This is a genomic window from Marinobacter pelagius (genome assembly GCF_003315345.1).
GTDB lineage: Bacteria > Pseudomonadota > Gammaproteobacteria > Pseudomonadales > Oleiphilaceae > Marinobacter > Marinobacter pelagius_A.
On record NZ_QNRO01000010.1, the window covers coordinates 1 to 16,773 of the forward strand.

At 58.3% G+C, this 16,773-nt stretch carries 12 protein-coding genes and 1 pseudogene; 6 read left to right on the forward strand and 7 right to left on the reverse strand.

The features are described from left to right. The 6 genes and pseudogenes from DET50_RS10170 to glnA form a co-directional block, all read right to left on the reverse strand. Positions 1-521 (reverse strand): annotated as a pseudogene (locus tag DET50_RS10170) (IS3 family transposase); the annotation flags it as partial. Further along, the gene (locus DET50_RS10175) at positions 494-1,036 is read right to left on the reverse strand and encodes a helix-turn-helix domain-containing protein (protein WP_113862752.1); all 543 of its coding nucleotides are present in this window, start codon (positions 1,034-1,036) and stop codon (positions 494-496) included. The gene DET50_RS10175 and the pseudogene DET50_RS10170, both read right to left, overlap by 28 nt. Positions 1,037-1,247: 211 nt before the next feature. Beyond that, positions 1,248-2,681: a nitrogen regulation protein NR(I) gene (glnG, locus tag DET50_RS10180; RefSeq protein ID WP_113862753.1), complete on the reverse strand. Its 1,434-nt coding sequence runs from the start codon at positions 2,679-2,681 to the stop codon at positions 1,248-1,250. Further along, positions 2,678-3,772, reverse strand: coding sequence for a nitrogen regulation protein NR(II) (gene glnL / locus DET50_RS10185; protein ID WP_113862754.1), 1,095 nt, complete (start codon positions 3,770-3,772; stop codon positions 2,678-2,680). The genes glnG and glnL overlap by 4 nt, the downstream gene beginning before the upstream one ends. Before the next feature lie 252 nt (positions 3,773-4,024). Continuing rightward, positions 4,025-4,549: a DUF4124 domain-containing protein gene (locus DET50_RS10190; RefSeq protein WP_113862755.1), complete on the reverse strand. Its 525-nt coding sequence runs from the start codon at positions 4,547-4,549 to the stop codon at positions 4,025-4,027. A 173-nt stretch (positions 4,550-4,722) separates the two neighbouring features. Then, complete coding sequence (glnA, locus tag DET50_RS10195) at positions 4,723-6,126, reverse strand: glutamate--ammonia ligase (RefSeq protein ID WP_092005526.1); 1,404 nt, start codon at positions 6,124-6,126, stop codon at positions 4,723-4,725. 416 nt (positions 6,127-6,542) lie between these two features. On the opposite strand from glnA, the gene typA reads away from it, so the two are divergent. The 5 genes from typA (at position 6,543) to DET50_RS10220 (ending at position 12,587) form a co-directional block, all read left to right on the forward strand. Next, complete coding sequence (gene typA, locus DET50_RS10200) at positions 6,543-8,354, forward strand: translational GTPase TypA (RefSeq protein ID WP_113862756.1); 1,812 nt, start codon at positions 6,543-6,545, stop codon at positions 8,352-8,354. Between the two features lie 274 nt (positions 8,355-8,628). Continuing rightward, positions 8,629-9,591: a prolyl aminopeptidase gene (pip, locus tag DET50_RS10205; protein ID WP_113862757.1), complete on the forward strand. Its 963-nt coding sequence runs from the start codon at positions 8,629-8,631 to the stop codon at positions 9,589-9,591. 83 nt (positions 9,592-9,674) lie between these two features. Further along, on the forward strand, positions 9,675-10,130 hold the full coding sequence (gene dtd, locus DET50_RS10210) for a D-aminoacyl-tRNA deacylase (RefSeq protein WP_113862758.1): 456 nt from the start codon (positions 9,675-9,677) through the stop codon (positions 10,128-10,130). Between the two features lie 508 nt (positions 10,131-10,638). After that, positions 10,639-11,634 carry a porin gene (locus DET50_RS10215; RefSeq protein ID WP_113862759.1) on the forward strand — a complete coding sequence of 332 codons (996 nt, stop codon included), beginning with the start codon at positions 10,639-10,641 and terminating at the stop codon, positions 11,632-11,634. A gap of 98 nt (positions 11,635-11,732) precedes the next feature. Next, positions 11,733-12,587, forward strand: coding sequence for a CYTH domain-containing protein (locus DET50_RS10220; protein WP_113862760.1), 855 nt, complete (start codon positions 11,733-11,735; stop codon positions 12,585-12,587). 9 nt (positions 12,588-12,596) lie between these two features. Here the strand turns inward: DET50_RS10220 and DET50_RS10225 are convergent, their stop codons facing one another. Continuing rightward, positions 12,597-13,760: a potassium channel family protein gene (locus DET50_RS10225; protein WP_113862761.1), complete on the reverse strand. Its 1,164-nt coding sequence runs from the start codon at positions 13,758-13,760 to the stop codon at positions 12,597-12,599. 80 nt (positions 13,761-13,840) lie between these two features. Here DET50_RS10225 and glnE point away from each other — a divergent pair, with 80 nt between their 5' ends. After that, the gene (gene glnE / locus DET50_RS10230) at positions 13,841-16,744 is read left to right on the forward strand and encodes a bifunctional [glutamate--ammonia ligase]-adenylyl-L-tyrosine phosphorylase/[glutamate--ammonia-ligase] adenylyltransferase (protein WP_113862762.1); all 2,904 of its coding nucleotides are present in this window, start codon (positions 13,841-13,843) and stop codon (positions 16,742-16,744) included. Positions 16,745-16,773 lie beyond the last annotated feature (29 nt).

A 16,773-nucleotide genomic window follows, 5' to 3' on the forward strand; every position in this document is an offset into this window, starting at 1 on the left:
TTCTGGAGCATCCCGGTAACCATCTTGAGTACGGGCCGCTCACTGAGCTCATAAGCCAGGATTTCACCGTTGAACAGGTCCATTACGGGCGACAGGTATAACTTGCGCCCTTGCACCTTGAACTCCGTAACATCCGTCGCCCACTTCGTGTTGGGACTGGCGGTATGGAAGTCCCGGGCCAGCAGGTTAGGTGCCTTTTTGCCCACGGGGCCCCGGTAAGAGCGATATCGCTTCACCCGAACCTTGGATCTCAGCCCCAGCTGCTGCATCAGCCGTTGAACGATTTTGTGGTTTACCTTCTCGCCCAGCCGGCGTAAAGCAGCGGTAATGCGTCGGTACCCATAACGCCCCTGGTGATCGCGGTAAATCGCCTGTATGCGAGCCTTCAAGGGCTCATGCTTATCTCCCGCTCGAAGCACGTTCAGCTGGTAATAAAACGTGCTGCGGGACAGCCCGGCTGCGCGCAGCAGCCGTGGCAGGGAATGCTCGCGCCTTAACCCTTGGACCGCTTCCGCTTTTTGTTTCGCGCTGCGGCTTTCTCTTCCCGGATCAAGGCATCCAGCTTTTTTAGGTACGCGTTCTCCGCCCGCAGGTACAACAACTCTTCGAGCAGCTCTTCCTGTGACATGGTGCGCTCTGGCACATCAACCGGTGGGCGTTCTACAGACTTTTTGGCCATCGGGGCAGCTCGCTCGATCTCGGGACATGGCTTTGTTAACTGACCACTATGATACTGCGCCAGCCATTTGCCAATAAGACCGGTGCTTCGGAGATTAAATCGCACCTCAGCTTGCCGGTCTGACAAGCCGTCTCTAGTCACGCATTTGATGACCTGAAGTTTGAAGGATGGGCTGTAATGGTGCTTGGTTGCGGCCTCAAGCCCACTGGCACCATGGAGCCGATACCTCGCAACCCAACGCCGGACTAATGAGTAATCAATGTCGTAATGTCTGGCGACCTGGTGAAGGCTGATCTCATTCTCAAGATAGAGCCGCGCCACCTGTATCTTGAAGGTTTTGCTGTAGGTTCTTTTCATGTAACCCCTCGAAAGTCGGTGTCCAACTTTCGGGGGTCACTTCATTTGGGGGATGAGCTGAACTTGGGGTCAGATGAAGGCTTTCATCAGACCCCGGAGTCTGGCGTTGGCCCCGGAGTCTGTGTCTGACTCGTACGTAAAAAAGGGGTCAGAAGAAGGTTTTCTTCTGACCCCAACTTGAGATAGGCAAACCCCGGCGGTTTGCTGCTCGTCAATCCTCTCCGGTTTCCGGGTGATCCAGTCCTAGTTCGTTGATCTTCCTGGTCAGTGTATTTCTACCCCAGCCCAGCAGGATTGAGGCATCCCTGCGCCGGCCGCCGGTGTGTTTCAGGGCGGTTTCGATCATGATTTTCTCGAACTCGGGGATGGCGGTGTCAAGAATGCTTTTCTTGCCGCGTTTGAGTTCCTGTTCGGCCCAGTTGCGCAGGCCTTCCTGCCAGGTCTGGCCGGTGGCGGTGGTTTCGGTCTCGGCCTGGTGCAGCAGTTCTGGTGGCAGGTCGTCGATGTGGATTTCACGGCCGCTGGCCATGACGGTGAGCCAGCGGCAGGTGTTTTCCAGCTGGCGGACGTTGCCGGGCCAGGGCAGGGTGGTGAGATATTCCTCGGCGTCTGGGCGCAGGATCTTGGGCTCGACGGCCAGTTCCTTGGCGGCGCGCTTGAGAAAGTGCTGCATGAGCCGGGGGATGTCTTCCCGTCGTTCTGCCAGTTTGGGCAGGTGTACCCGGATCACGTTCAGCCGGTGGAACAGGTCTTCCCGGAAGCTGCCGGCCTGGACCAGTTTTTCCAGGTCCTGGTGCGTGGCGGCAATAATGCGTACGTCTACCTTGATCGGGGTGGTGCCGCCAACGCGATAGAACTCGCCGTCCGCCAGAACCCGCAGCAGTCGGGTCTGGGTGTCCGCAGGCATGTCCCCGATCTCGTCCAGGAACAGGGTGCCGCCATTGGCCTGCTCGAAGCGCCCCTGGCGGGCGGCGCCGGCGCCGGTGAAGGCGCCTTTCTCGTGACCGAACAGCTCGGATTCGATCAGGTCCTTGGGGATCGCTGCCATGTTCAGGGCAATGAACGGGTGCTTGGCCCTGGGGCTGTGATTGTGCAGGGCCTGGGCCACCAGTTCCTTACCCGTACCGCTCTCCCCGTTGATCAGTACCGTGATGTTGGAATGGGAAAGTCGGCCGATGGCCCGGAAAACCTCCTGCATCGCCGGCGCTTCACCGATGATCTCGGTGTTGCGCTGGACGCTCTCGGCCTGCGGTTCGGACTTGGCCCGCTGTTCATGACTGTGAGCCACGGCACGCTTGACCAGGGCTACGGCATCGTCCACATCGAAAGGCTTTGGCAGGTATTCGAAGGCACCGGTCTGGTAACTGGTGACCGCACTTTCGAGGTCCGAGTGCGCGGTCATGATGATCACCGGCACATCCCGGTGTGCTTCCACGATCTGGGAGAGCAGGGTGATGCCGTCCACGCCCGGCATCCGGATGTCACTGATGATGGCATCGGGATGTTCGTGTTCCAGGCGGGTCATGATGCTTTCGCCGCTGTCAAAGACCCGGGGGTGCATGCCGGCCTGGTTCAGGGCGCGCTCCAGCACCCAGCGAATACTGCGGTCGTCGTCTATGATCCAGACGTTCGCCGGTTGGCTCATGGGTTTTCCTCCAGGGGCAGGAAGATGATGAAGTCGGTTTTCCCGGGCTCGCTCTCACATTCCACAAGCCCGTGATGTTGTCCGATAATGCTCTGGGTAATGGAAAGGCCCAGGCCGGTGCCACTGGCACGGCCACTGATCATCGGATAGAAAATGTTCTGCAACAGATCTGGCGGGATACCGGGGCCGTTGTCGATCACGTCCACGCGGCAGGCCAGGCGGTAGCGCTTATGGCCGATGGTGAACTGGCGCAGGGCGCGGGTCCGGAACATGATGGTGGGCGGTTCCTCATCGCTCGCCCCGGTCTGGTTCTCGAAGGCAGCCTCCATGGCATTGCGGGCGATGTTCAGGAAGGCCTGGATCAGTTGCTCCTTGTCGGCCCAGAGCTCCGGCAGGCTCGGATCGTAATCACGCAGGAAAGTCACCCGACCTTTACTCTCGGCCTCCAGTAGCGTGCGTACCCGCTCCAGCACCTCATGGACATTGGTGGCCGCGAATTTGAGTGCCTTGTTCGGCCCGAGCATGCGGTCCACGAGGCTGCGGAGGCGGTCGGCCTCGTCAATGATCACCCGGGTGTATTCCCGCTGGTCTTCATCATTCAGCTCCCGGTCCAGCAACTGGGCCGCCCCCCGGATGCCACCAAGGGGATTCTTGATCTCGTGGGCCATGCCGCGGACCAGAATGCGCGAGGTTTCCTGCTGGGAGATCAGGTCCTCTTCCCGGCTGATGCGGAGCAACCGGTCCCGGGGCTGGATCTCGATGAGCAGTTCCGTCGGATCCAGCGAGATCGGGGTAACGGAATAGTCCACGGTCAGCCTTGCCCCGCTGGTGAGCGCGAATTCCGCCTCCCGGCGGGTATAGGACTGCCCGTTTTGGAGTGCCGCATACAGGGTATTGAGGGCATCCTCGGACGCCGCGAGAATATCGCTGAACGGATGGCCCTGGCTGCGGGTGAGGCTGGTCTCGAACAGGCTTTCGGCGGCGGGGTTCAGGTAACGGATTTTCAGATTGTCCTCGAGTACCAGAACCGCGGTGGTCAGGCTGTCGAGAATGCTCTTGTATCCGTCGTTTGTGGCCGGGGCGAACGCCATGGGCAATTCCTGTCGTGTCGTTTTAAAGATGACGGGGTAGGAATTGCAAAAACCGAACCACTTTGACCGATTTGCCACAAAAGATGGGCAAAGGCGGGGCCTGTGCCCGTTATGGCGCGGCGCACGTGCCGTACGGTGGTGCATGACCTGGGCCAAGGCGTGGTCAGCCGGGCAATTCCGCCCTGTTGCTGATCAGAGTATGGCCTCTATCTGGTGCGAGCGCACCAAACTGGTGCGAAAAAAGTGGGGGGGTCAGTTTAACACGGACGGGCGGTGGACAGTGAAGGTGATGCGGGAGCCGGTTTTCACCTGCACGCCGTTTTCGTCCACGATGTGAACGCGAGCCTCATGAGTGCCCCGGAAAATGTTATTTACCACCACCGAGCTTGAACTGGTCTGGGCAACGGGCTGGCCGTCGAGTGTGATCTCGTACTTGTGGCCGACCTGCAGTCCCGGTGTGCTGGTGACGTCGAAGCGGACGTCGCCACTACCGCTGTGGAAGGCTTGCTTGTTCTGGGGGTGCACGAAGGAGACGCTTTGGTAGACTGCGCCCTCGCGCTTCACCTCTTCCCGAAGCTTGTCGGTTTCGCGCACAGTCTGGGGCTTGGGCAGGGTGACGGTGGTGACCGGTTTTACGTCAACAGTTTCACCGCCTTCGATCGGCTCGTCAGAGAAGGTGACATTACCCTGGGCGTCCACATGGCGATACACCTCACCAAGGGCCGGGGCCGAGAGCAAAACCAGAAAACCTGCCACCAATCCGTACTTCGCGTTCATAACCGTAACCTGCAACGATGGTTTGGTTTGATTATCAACGGCCTGCCGGGCCTTTTCAACGCTCTGGCCGGTCCATGTTGGTTACATATCGTTAAGGGCGCGAGAGTGTGCGGCCGAGCACAAAAAAGCCCCGCGCGGGGCGGGGCTTGCTGCAGTTCCGGGATCAGACCGGATCAGCAGGAGTAGTAAAGATCGAACTCGACCGGGTGAGTGGTCATGTTCAGACGCTCTACTTCGCCCTGTTTCAGGTCGATGTAGCCGGCGATCATGTCTTCGGTGAAGACGCCGCCGCGGGTCAGGAACTCGTGATCCTCTTCCAGGCACTTGAGCGCTTCCTGCAGGGTAGTGGCAACCTGGGGAATGTTCAGGGCCTCTTCCTTCGGCAGGTCGTACAGATCCTTGTCCATGGCATCGCCAGGGTGGATCTTGTTCTGGATGCCGTCCAGGCCAGCCATCATCAGGGCCGCGAAGGCCAGGTACGGGTTGGCCGCCGGATCCGGGAACCGCACTTCTACGCGGCGTGCCTTCGGGCTGTTTACATACGGGATACGGATGGAGGCGGAGCGGTTGCGGGCGGAGTAGGCCAGCATGACCGGCGCTTCAAAGCCCGGAACCAGGCGCTTGTAGCTGTTGGTGGCCGGGTTGGTGAAGGCGTTGATGGCCTTGGCATGCTTGATGATACCGCCGATGTAGTACAGCGCCATCTCGCTCAGGCCTGCGTAGCCGTCGCCGGCAAACAGGTTCTTGCCATCCTTGTTCAGGGACATGTGCACGTGCATGCCGGAACCGTTGTCACCCACTACCGGCTTGGGCATGAAGGTGGCGGTCTTGCCGTAGGCGTGGGCCACGTTGTGTACGCAGTACTTCAGGATCTGAACTTCGTCCGCCTTGCGGGTCAGAGTGTTGGCGCCAACACCGATTTCGCACTGGCCGGCGGTACCGACTTCGTGGTGGTGTACTTCGATTTCCAGACCCATGGACTCCATGGCGGCACACATGGCGCCACGCAGGTCGTGCAGGCTGTCTACCGGCGGAACCGGGAAGTAGCCGCCTTTCACGCCCGGACGGTGACCGATGTTGTTACGATCGAAGTCTTCGCCGGAGACCCAGGCAGCTTCTTCGGAGTGCAGGGAATACATGGCGCCCTGCATGTCCACGTTCCATTTTACCGAGTCAAAGACGAAGAACTCCGGCTCCGGACCGAACAGTGCGCCGTCGGCAATGCCACTGGACTTCAGATATTCCTCGGCACGACGGGCAACAGAGCGCGGATCACGCTCATAACCCTGCATGGTGGTTGGCTCCACGATGTCGCAGGTAATGTTGATGGTGGTTTCTTCGGTGAACGGATCCAGTACGGAGGTTTCATCGACCGGCATCAGGATCATGTCGGATTCGTTGATGCCCTTCCATCCCGCGATGGAGGAGCCGTCGAACATCTTGCCGTCGGTGAAGAAATCCTCGTCGACCTCGGTCGCCGGCAGAGTCACGTGCTGCTCTTTACCGCGGCTGTCGGTGAAGCGCAGGTCTACCCATTTGACTTCGTGCTCTTTAATCAAATCAATCGTCTTGGACATTGTGCATGCTCCGTAAGTTATCCCGCGGTGCGGGCGCATTTCATGTTCGTGGTGCCGGATCGTTCAGAAGGACTGAGTTCCGATCTGTTTTTCGGGTTCGGGCAGCTTACCAAAAGCGTGCATCCCTTACCTGATAATTTTCGGCTGACTAAGCATAAGCAAGGGGCTTGCCAGTTTTTTGCTTTTGCGCCAGAACGGCGCAGTCACAAGGCTTTCGGCCCGTTATGGCGCGCAGATCCGGATAGTCACCCGCTGCTTCGCACCAAAATAGTGCACCAATATGGTGCGGTAACACAGCAGGTGCGTCATATCAGTGCGCAAGCGACTGGTTAAAGAATAGGCACTAATCTTCATATTAACGACATCGACTTTTCGATATACTGCGCGCCGCTCATTTTTTCCTCAGGAAACCCGTTGTGATTGATAAGCTCAGAAATGTCGCCATTATTGCCCACGTAGACCACGGTAAGACTACCCTGGTTGACCAGTTGCTGCGCCAGTCCGGCACGTTGGACCGTAAGGAGCTCGAAAGCGAGCGCGTTATGGATTCCAACGACCAGGAAAAAGAGCGCGGCATCACCATTCTGGCCAAGAATACCGCGCTGAAATGGAAAGACTACGATATCAACATCGTGGACACTCCGGGGCACGCTGACTTCGGCGGCGAAGTTGAGCGGGTCATGAGCATGGTGGACAGTGTGCTGCTGGTGGTGGATTCCATCGACGGCCCCATGCCGCAAACCCGTTTTGTTACCCAGAAAGCTTTCGCAGCGGGCCTGCGCCCGATTGTGGTAGTGAACAAGATTGACCGGCCCGGCGCACGTCCGGACTGGGTTGTGGATCAGGTGTTTGACCTGTTCGATAACCTGGGTGCCACCGACGAGCAGCTGGACTTCCCGATTGTGTACGCCAGCGCCCTGAACGGCATTGCCGGTATGGAGCACGAAAACCTGGACGACAATATGGACGCCGTGTTCCAGGCGATTGTCGACCACGTGCCCGCGCCTGCCGTCGATCGGGACGGCCCGTTCCAGATGCAGATCTCCCAGCTGGACTACAACAGCTTCCTGGGCGTCATCGGCATCGGCCGCATCATGCGCGGCTCCGTAAAGACCAATACCCCGGTGGTCGCTCTTGGTACTGACGGCAAGAAGCGTAACGGTCGTATCCTCAAGATCATGGGCCACTCCGGCCTGCAGCGTGTGGAAGTTGATGAAGCCCAGGCTGGCGACATCGTGTGCGTCAGCGGTCTGGATCCGCTTTATATCTCCGACACCCTTTGCGATCCGAACAACGTTGAGGCGCTGCCGGCACTGACCGTGGACGAGCCTACCGTTTCCATGACCTTCCAGGTGAACGATTCCCCGTTTGCCGGTCAGGAAGGCAAATACGTGACCAGCCGTAACATCAAGGAACGTCTGGAAAAAGAGCTGCTGCATAACGTGGCTCTGCGTGTGGAAGAGGGCGACTCTGCCGACAAGTTCAAGGTGTCTGGCCGGGGCGAGCTGCACCTGTCGGTTCTCATCGAGAACATGCGCCGGGAGAACTTCGAGCTGGCCGTGGGCCGCCCGGAAGTGGTTATTCGCGAGATCGACGGCGTCAAGCAGGAGCCGTACGAGAACGTGATCGTGGATATCGAGGAGCAGCACCAGGGCGCTGTAATGGAACAGCTCGGTCTGCGCAAGGGCGAGATGACCAACATGATCCCGGATGGCAAAGGCCGCATGCGTGTGGAATACATCATCCCGGCCCGTGGTCTGATCGGCTTCCGTAACGCCTTCCTGACCATGACCTCCGGCACCGGCATCCTGACCTCCACCTTCAGCCACTACGGCCCGATCAAGGAGGGTGCCATGGGCGGTCGCCAGAACGGAGTGCTGATCTCCATGGCCAAAGGCACGGCGATGACCTACTCCCTGGAAACCCTGCAAAGTCGTGGCAAACTGTTCCTGGCGCCGGGTGACGAGATCTACGAGGGCCAGCTGTGTGGTATTCACAGCCGTGATAACGACATCGTGATCAACCCCACCAAGGCCAAGAAGCTCGATAACATGCGCGCTTCCGGCAAGGACGAAGTGATCGGCCTGGTGCCGCCCATCAGGCACACTCTGGAGCAGGCCCTCGAGTTCATCGATGAAGATGAGCTCGTGGAAGTCACGCCCAAGTCCATCCGTCTGCGCAAGAAGCTGCTCACCGAAAACGAGCGCAAGCGCGCCGGCAAGAAGTAAGCAAGGGGATGATTTGAAAAAGGGGTCAGAAGAAAGCGTTCTTCAGACCCCGGCATTACCCTCAAGCTCGATGCAAAACCCGGGGTCAGATGAAAGCCTTCATCTGACCCCTTTTTAATTCTGGCCAGGCTCACACTCCAGGGGTCTGAAGAACACCTTCTTCTGACCCATCTTCAGCCAAACTCCGATCATTCCCTGGGGTCTGAAGAACGCTTTCTTCTGACCCCATCTTCAGCCAAACTCCCATAAAAGCCTTTACACCGGAGTTTCGCCCATGCTGACCCTCTACCCCGAAATCCACCCCAACGCCCAGCACCGTCTCGCGGTCGATCCTCCCCACGAGCTCTATATAGAAGAAAGCGGCAGCCCCGATGGCATTCCCGTTCTGGTGGTCCACGGTGGCCCGGGCGGAGGCTGCGAGGACTACCACCGACGCTTTTTCGATGCCGAGCGTTTTCGCATCATCCTCATGGACCAGCGCGGTGCGGGCCGATCCACGCCGTTGGCGGAATTGGAAGGCAACAGTACCGACAAGCTGGTCGAGGATATGGAAACCGTCCGCCAGTTCCTGGGCATTGACCGCTGGCTCCTGTTCGGGGGCAGCTGGGGCTCAACCCTGAGCCTGGTGTATGCACAGACTCATCCTGAGCGCGTTATGGGGCTGGTGCTGCGGGGCATTTTCCTTTGCCGGCCGCGGGACATTCACTGGTTCTACCAGGAAGGCGCCAGCCGGGTGTTCCCGGATTACTGGGAGGATTTCGAAGCGCAGATCCCCGAGGCTGAACGTGATCACATGGTTTCGGCCTACTACCGGCGACTGACCAGCACCAACGAGCTGGAGCAGATCCAGGCCGCCAAGGCGTGGTCGATCTGGGAGGGACGATGCGCCACCCTGAACCCCAACCCCCGGGTGGTCGAGCATTTCGCACACCCTCATGTGGCTATCGCCCTGGCGCGCATTGAATGCCATTACTTCATGAACAATGCTTTCCTCGAGCCCGATCAAATTGTCCGGGACGCCCACAAGCTGGCCGATATTCCGGGGATCATTGTTCATGGCCGCTATGACATGGTCTGTCCTCTGGACAATGCCCTGGCACTCAGCAATGCCTGGCCCGAAGCTGACCTCAGGATCATCCGGGATGCGGGTCACTCTGCGTCCGAGCCGGCCATTGTTGATGCTCTGATCAGAGGCGTCGAGGAAGTGGTTGCGAAAAGCGAGAAGCCGGTCGGATAAAAAGGCATTGGTCGGGTTGCGGTCTTCCTGGAGCGGGGATACACTCTTGCCGATTCGTAATCTCCCCGTCAGTCAGGAAGCGAATGAAAGGGCTTATCCAGAGAGTATCGGAAGCCAGTGTCACGGTTGATGGCCAGTCAGTTGGCACGATTGGCCGTGGCGTTTTACTTTTGCTCGGAGTTGAGCGGGATGACGGGGCTGCAGAGGCAAAGGAGCTGTGCCGAAAAATTCTTTCCTATCGTATCTTCCCTGACGAGCAGGGCCGCATGAATCGCAGTCTTCAGGACATCGGAGGCGGCTTGCTCGTTGTGCCCCAATTCACCCTTGCAGCCGATACCCGTTCGGGAACCCGCCCGGGCTTTTCCCTGGCCGCGAAGCCCGATGTGGCCAACGACCTGTATCGCCAGTTCGTTCTTGAGGCGAAAGAGCGCCTGGGGGGTGAACGTGTCTCGGAAGGGCGTTTCGGGGCGGATATGAAAGTGCAGTTGATCAATGACGGGCCGGTGACCTTCTTGCTGGAGGTTACGGGTTTGTCATAAATGGGCGCTGCACCATGATTGGGCGGCAGTCGCCTGCGTGTTTGTGGATGGTGCGCACGATAACCCGGATCGTTTGACATTTGGCCCAGTACAAAAATTTGGTGGTGTTAGTTCGCTGAATTGAAAGAAAAAAATGGTGGTTGGCCTCGTATTTGTAACGCAGTGGTCACAAAACCGAACAGAGCTCATGGCTATAAAGGGTTGCCTTTCTGGTGCCAAACAAGCTAAAAATGCGCTGTTTAAAATTTGCAAATGCAGGTTCTTTGTATTAAAACAGATTCATTACTCAGTGCTTTAAGAAAGTGCTGTAAGTAACTGAGCTACAAAGATCTGCAGTTCTGCAGGTTTTCAAAAGAAGAAGAAAAGTTATCTGGATGTCATAAAACTGACATGGAGATAATGGAGAATCCGGCACATCCAGCCTGACTGGTGATGCCTGAACAACTTAATAAATCGGGATTAATACCCGTCGCTAAAACCTGAGTTAACTCAAAAAGGAAGACGCAACATGAAAAAGACGCTCATCGCATCTGCTATTGCAGCAGCTACTTTCTCTGGCGCTGTTGCAGCCCAGGAAAGCAACCTGCCGACCGTTTACGGTAACATTCAGTATGCTCTTACGTACAACGACGTTGAAAACACAGCTGGTGAAAAATTCAACGGCGTCGAGCACTTCGACAACGGCACCACTCTGGGTGTTAAGCACGATCACGAAATTGCTCCGGGAATTACCGGCTTCCTGAAAATGGAGCTGGAAGGTATCAACGCTGACGACAAGGGTGAGAGCAACGGCATCGATGCTCTGGATGAAGCTTATGTCGGTATTCAAGGTGACAGCTTCGGTAAGATCTGGGTGGGTTCTGATGATTCCACTTACGAAAGCGCCGTTCAAAAAATCGTAAACTTCCACGAAGTTGGTTCTGACATCGGTGGTAGCCTCGAAGAAACTGGCGAGGGCGACCTGATCCAGTACCAGAGCCCGTCCTTTGGTGGTCTGAAGCTGGGTGCGGCTGTTCAGATCAATGGCGAGTCTGACCCCAATACTGACGGTAGTGAGAAGTCCTACCCGTACCAGCTGGCTGCGACTTATTCCGTTGATGCCCTGGAGCTGGCGGTCGCCATGGATTCCAACGACGGCGGTGTCGCTGACAATGATGAGAACACTTACGGCCTCCGTGGCACATACTCCATGGGCGATTTCAGCCTGACCGGCGAATACCAGACCCGCAAGGATGTAGCTGACGAGTATGGTGTTATCGGGGTGTACACCATGGGTGCCAATCAGTTCGCTCTTTCCTACCAGATCAACGATGATGATGCGACTGGTGACAAGAATGACACTGTGATCCTGCAGGCCCTGCATAATATGTCCGACAACATGTACGTCTATGTTGAAGGCTACCTGTCTGGCGCAGATGCGGATCGTGAGTACGGTGTTGGCAACTTCGAAGCAGTTGGCGAAGAGCGCTCCACTCTGGCCCTCGGCGCAGTCTACTACTTCTGATCAGCTAACCAGCTAATCAAGTAGTCGAGAAAACCGGTGACCTTCGGGTCGCCGGTTTTTTTATGTATGCTCAGGCAAAACCCGACAGGAAAGCGGAAATGGCAGAAGAACTCGAGATCAAATTGACGGTTTCAGAGGCCGACCAGCAAAAGGTTCAGGCTTGGCTGTCCAATGACGCGACCGCTGAATACGTCGGTGAAAAATCACTCATCAACCGATATTTCGATACCCCTGCAGCGGCTCTGAACCACCAGAAAGCAGCCCTGAGGGTGCGGCAGGCCGGAGACAAATACATCCAGACCCTCAAAACCCGCGGTGAATTCGTCAACGGTGCCCATCGCCGCCAGGAGTGGGAGTGGCCGCTGCCGGGGCCGGATCTGAGCCTGGGCTTGCTGGCGGACACCCCGCTGGCGGACCGGATCAATCTCGCCGAGCTGGAGGTGGTGTTCGAGACCAACTTCCAGCGCCAGGTCTGGATGATCCGGCGTGAAGATGCCGAGGTGGAGGTTGCGCTGGATTCGGGAACCGTCGCCAGCAGGGGCCGGACTGAGCCCCTGAATGAAGTGGAGTTTGAGCTCAAGTCCGGTAATCCGGCAATACTGATGTCACTGGCCCGGGAGCTGGCGGAGCAAATACCGGTGTTCCTGAACCTGGTCAGCAAGGCGGAGCAGGGGTACTACCTGGCAGGGCTCTACGAGCCGAGGGCTGAGCCGGAAGCCGGCGCCTTGTCGGTAACAGGATTTCTGTACCAAGTGAGTCTGGCGTGGCTCCAGGGGAGTGGATGGAAGGCAGGGGGCAATGACCTCTCCAAAGTCGAACAGGCCGCCGGAAAGGCTGGCGCTGAAACGGAGTTGAAGGGAGTTCTGGAGGCTCTGGACCAGGGGGCTGCGGTTCGAGAGCTGGTACGCAGCCCCGAGCTGGGGCAATTGCAGTTGCAGCTGGCGGCCGCCTGACAAGCCAGGTCAGGCGGAGCCGGACTTTTCCTCAGCCTTGTCGTCGTATTTTTCATGCCAGCTGGCCAGGAATTTCCGGTACCGCTCCAGTGCCTCTTCCACCACTTCGACTCCGGGGGTGTCGGTGGATTTGACCAGCACAATCAGCCCCTTGCCTTCGACTTCCTCGTTGGTCGGCGGATGACAGATCACCTCGTCGTCATGGTCAATGTAGGCCAGGGCAGTGCCAATGCCATGACGCACGAGTGCGCTGACGATGTCCGCCCAGTTGAGGTCGTCCAGTTCAATATCGTAACGGTGGGGGTGGTCCCGCTCGTAATTGAACAGATCTTCCAGCACCTTCTCCGAGCCGGGAGCAACCACGGCCCGCACCATGATCTCCGGGTAAGTCCGAACCGGTCGGATGATGGTCCGGATTCCGAGAGCCTTGAACCTTTCCCGGTTGCCGTCACTGACACATTCGACCGTGGTTCGCCCGCCAAGATTGGACTCTGACAGGCGGTGGGCGATATCGAACGTCAGACTGTCGGAGCCCGGATCGCTCTCGTCCGCTGCCAGCACAATGATGTGTCGTGCGCTCCCCGTATGCACCGCCTTGAGGGCTTGCGGATCGCTGCCCGAACCATGGAAGTGCACGACGCCGCAATCAGACAGCTCTGTCGGCAGGCCTTCGGGAAACTGGCGGGTGAGGAGCATGATCGGAATGGTTTCATAGCCCGGCACGGCCCTTACCTGGGCGGCAAAGCGCATGAAATACTGGGCGCCACCGCGCCGAGGGGTGTTGATGATGACGATGTGGTCTTTCATTTTGTAGATCCAGCGTCCGGTGATAATCCGTTCCCGGCGGTAGAACCGGTACTCGATAAAGTCGCTGACGATCAGCGTCAGCAGAGTGATCGCTCCCACAAACATGATCAATATGGTGCTGATCCGTCCGACGTAGGTTTTCGGCGCGAAATCCCCGTAGCCGACGGTGGAAACGGTGGTCATGGTGATCCAGATGGACTCGAAGAAACTCAGGTCTTCGACCGTCCAGATGATCAGGATCTGGGTCGACATCATGGCCGCGAGAATAAGGAACAGGCGTTTCACTCGTTGGAGGATCAGACGCCCCATGGGCAGGTGAGTCTGTTTTGCGTGTTCCGGGTTCAGGGGGCGACGGTTTCGCTGCATCCGTTAGTGCGGCCTGTTCAGTCATGGGAGAGTTCGGTATACAGTACCGGAAATATAACAGAGAGACAGGGGTTTGCATTATGTCCGCGCCATGGAGTGCCTTGCCGTCACCAATCGCCGAGGACGTCGCCGAATGCTGGGAGTCGGTCTTTCCGGAGGGCGTGCCCGCCTGGCTGATCGAGGATGAGTCGGTTCCGGAGTCCGTGGTTGCCGATGCGGTGGGGCGCAGCCTGTTCCTGCGGCAGACCCTGGAGCGGCACGGGGATCAGGTCCGGCAGGCGGTTGAATCCCGGCTTCTTTCCGAGTCGACAACCCCGGAATACTTGGCACAGCGCTGGAAGGAGTATCTTGAGCAGGTTGATGGCGAACCGGCACTTCATGCAGCCCTGCGCCGGTTCCGGCGGGAAATCCAGTTCCGGATCATCTGGCGTGATCTGCTGCGGTGGGCCGATCTGGCCGAAACCATGGCGGCGGCCAGCGCATTTGCGGACACCTGTATCGACGGCGCCCTGGGCTGGCTCTATGAGGACTCCTGTGAGCAGTTCGGCACTCCCTATGGTCTGGACCCGGTGACCGGTGAGGAGGCGCCCCAGCCCCTGGTTGTGATCGGCATGGGCAAGCTGGGTGGCCGTGAGCTCAATGTCTCCTCCGACATCGACCTGATCTTTGCCTTTCCCGGCAAGGGCGAGACCCGTGGCGGCCGGCGCTCGCTGGATAACCAGCAGTTTTTCATTCGCCTGGGCCAGCGGCTGATCCAGGCCCTGGACCAGATAACCGCAGACGGCTTTGTCTTCCGGGTGGATATGCGGTTGCGACCCTACGGCCAGAGTGGTGCCCTGGCGCTCAGCTTCGCCGCGCTGGAGACCTACTACCAGGACCAGGGGCGCGACTGGGAGCGCTACGCCATGGTCAAGTCCCGGGTGGTTGCCGGCGACCAGAAAGCCGGGCAGGTATTGATGGAAAGCCTGCGTCCCTTCGTCTACCGGAAATACATCGACTTCAGCGCCTTCGAATCCTTGCGCAGCATGAAGGCCATGATCAGCCGGGAGGTGCGCCGGAAGGGCCTGGAAAACAACATCAAGCTGGGCAGCGGTGGCATCCGGGAAATCGAGTTCGTGGTCCAGGCCTTCCAGCTGATCCGGGGTGGCAGGGATCGGGAACTGCAGCAGCGGGAGCTGCTGACCATCCTGAAAGAGCTGGAAGCCCTTGAGCTTCTGCCTTCCGGGGTCGTCAGTGAGTTACGGGAGGCCTATGTATTTCTCAGGAACCTTGAGCACGCCCTGCAGGGTATCGAGGACAAGCAGACCCAGACCCTGCCGGAGGATGACCTGAACCTTGCCCGCATTGCCCTGATTATGGGCTTTGATTCCTGGGCCGAATGCCAGAAAGTTCTGGACGAGCATCGTGAGCGGGTTGCTACCCACTTTGCCAACATTATTGCCACCGAAGAGGAGGAAGATGGCGGGGAATCCGAGCTGGCCGAGGAATGGCAGGAAATCTGGCTGGCGGAGATGGACGACGAGAGTGCGCGGGACTGGCTAAAGGAGCAGGGCTATGAAAACCCCGAGGAGAGCTGTCGTGAGCTGACAGAGCTTCGGGATAGCAGGACCGTGGAGACCCTCCAGACCCAGGGTAGAAAACGCCTTAACCAGTTCATGCCGGTGTTGCTGGATGCCCTGACCGACGTTGAAAATCCCTCGCAGACACTGTCCCGGGTGTTGCAGTTGGTCAGCGCAATCCTGAGGCGTACCGCCTATATGGTCCTGCTGCTGGAGAATCCGGGCGCCCGTACTCAGCTGGTCCGGCTGTGTAGCGAAAGCCCCTGGGTGGCGCAACAGCTGGCAGAGACACCGTTGCTGCTGGATGAACTGCTCAATGCGGAGAGTCTTTACACGCCTCCAGCCAAGGAGGAACTCCAGGACGACCTGCGCCAGCAGATGCTGCGGATTCCGTTTGAGGATCTCGAAGAGCAGATGGAGTCCCTGCGCCATTTCAAGAAGGCGCATATCCTCCGGGTGGCGGCATCAGAGCTCAAAGGCACGTTGCCGCTGATGAAAGTGAGCGATTACCTGACCTGGATCGCCGAAGTGGTTCTGGACCACGTGGTAGATGTGGCCTTCGCCAACCTGGTCAGCCGCCATGGCTATCCGCGACGCTCAGACGGTTCCGCCTGCGAGACGGATTTTGCCATCATCGGCTACGGCAAGTTGGGTGGAATCGAGCTTGGCTATACCTCAGACCTGGATCTGGTGTTCGTTCACAAGGCCGATCCGGAGTTGTCCACCGATGGCGACAAGCCCATCGATAACGCGGTGTTCTTCACCCGTCTTGGCCAGAGAATCGTGCACATCCTCAGCACCCAGACCCCCTCGGGGCAGCTCTATGAAGTGGATATGCGGCTCCGTCCCTCCGGCAATTCCGGACTTCTGGTGACAACGCTGAACGCCTTCGAGAAATACCAGCGCAATGATGCCTGGACCTGGGAGCACCAGGCCCTGGCCCGGGCCCGCGGTGTGGCAGGTTGCACCGAGACCCTGGAGGCTTTCGAGGCCATCCGCCATGACATCCTCTGCCAGCAGCGTGATCGCACAAAGCTCCGGGAAGAGGTGGTGGAGATGCGGGAGAAAATGCGGGCGAGCCTGGGAACACCGGAGAGCAGGCGCTCCGAGGTGTTTCATATCAAGCACGATCCCGGTGGCATTGTCGATATCGAGTTCATGGTGCAGTACCTGATGCTGGCGTGGTGTTCCGACCATCCTGAACTGACCCAGTGGTCTGACAATATCCGCCAGATGGAAGAGTTGGGGCGGGCCGGTGTGTTGCCGGTGGAGGACACCGAAAAGCTGCGGGAGACCTTCATAACCCTGCGCTCGACCATCCATCGCCGCGCGCTGCAGAACCTGAACAGCCAGGTGGAGGGAGATGAGTTCCCGGAAGAGCGTGACTACATCCAAAGTATGTGGAAAAAAGTGATGCTTGATTAGTAAGCTAAATTTATTTTCCCTGAGTTTTC

Coding starts and splice junctions, on each gene's coding strand:
- DET50_RS10190 (WP_113862755.1), bottom strand. CDS start 4,549: ATGAACGCGAAGTACGGATTGGTGGCAGGTTTTCTGGTTTTGCTCTCG.
- glnL (WP_113862754.1), bottom strand. CDS start 3,772: ATGGCGTTCGCCCCGGCCACAAACGACGGATACAAGAGCATTCTCGAC.
- pip (WP_113862757.1), top strand. CDS start 8,629: ATGCTGACCCTCTACCCCGAAATCCACCCCAACGCCCAGCACCGTCTC.
- DET50_RS10220 (WP_113862760.1), top strand. CDS start 11,733: ATGGCAGAAGAACTCGAGATCAAATTGACGGTTTCAGAGGCCGACCAG.
- glnE (WP_113862762.1), top strand. CDS start 13,841: ATGTCCGCGCCATGGAGTGCCTTGCCGTCACCAATCGCCGAGGACGTC.
- dtd (WP_113862758.1), top strand. CDS start 9,675: ATGAAAGGGCTTATCCAGAGAGTATCGGAAGCCAGTGTCACGGTTGAT.
- glnG (WP_113862753.1), bottom strand. CDS start 2,681: ATGAGCCAACCGGCGAACGTCTGGATCATAGACGACGACCGCAGTATT.
- glnA (WP_092005526.1), bottom strand. CDS start 6,126: ATGTCCAAGACGATTGATTTGATTAAAGAGCACGAAGTCAAATGGGTA.
- DET50_RS10175 (WP_113862752.1), bottom strand. CDS start 1,036: ATGAAAAGAACCTACAGCAAAACCTTCAAGATACAGGTGGCGCGGCTC.
- DET50_RS10225 (WP_113862761.1), bottom strand. CDS start 13,760: ATGCAGCGAAACCGTCGCCCCCTGAACCCGGAACACGCAAAACAGACT.
- DET50_RS10215 (WP_113862759.1), top strand. CDS start 10,639: ATGAAAAAGACGCTCATCGCATCTGCTATTGCAGCAGCTACTTTCTCT.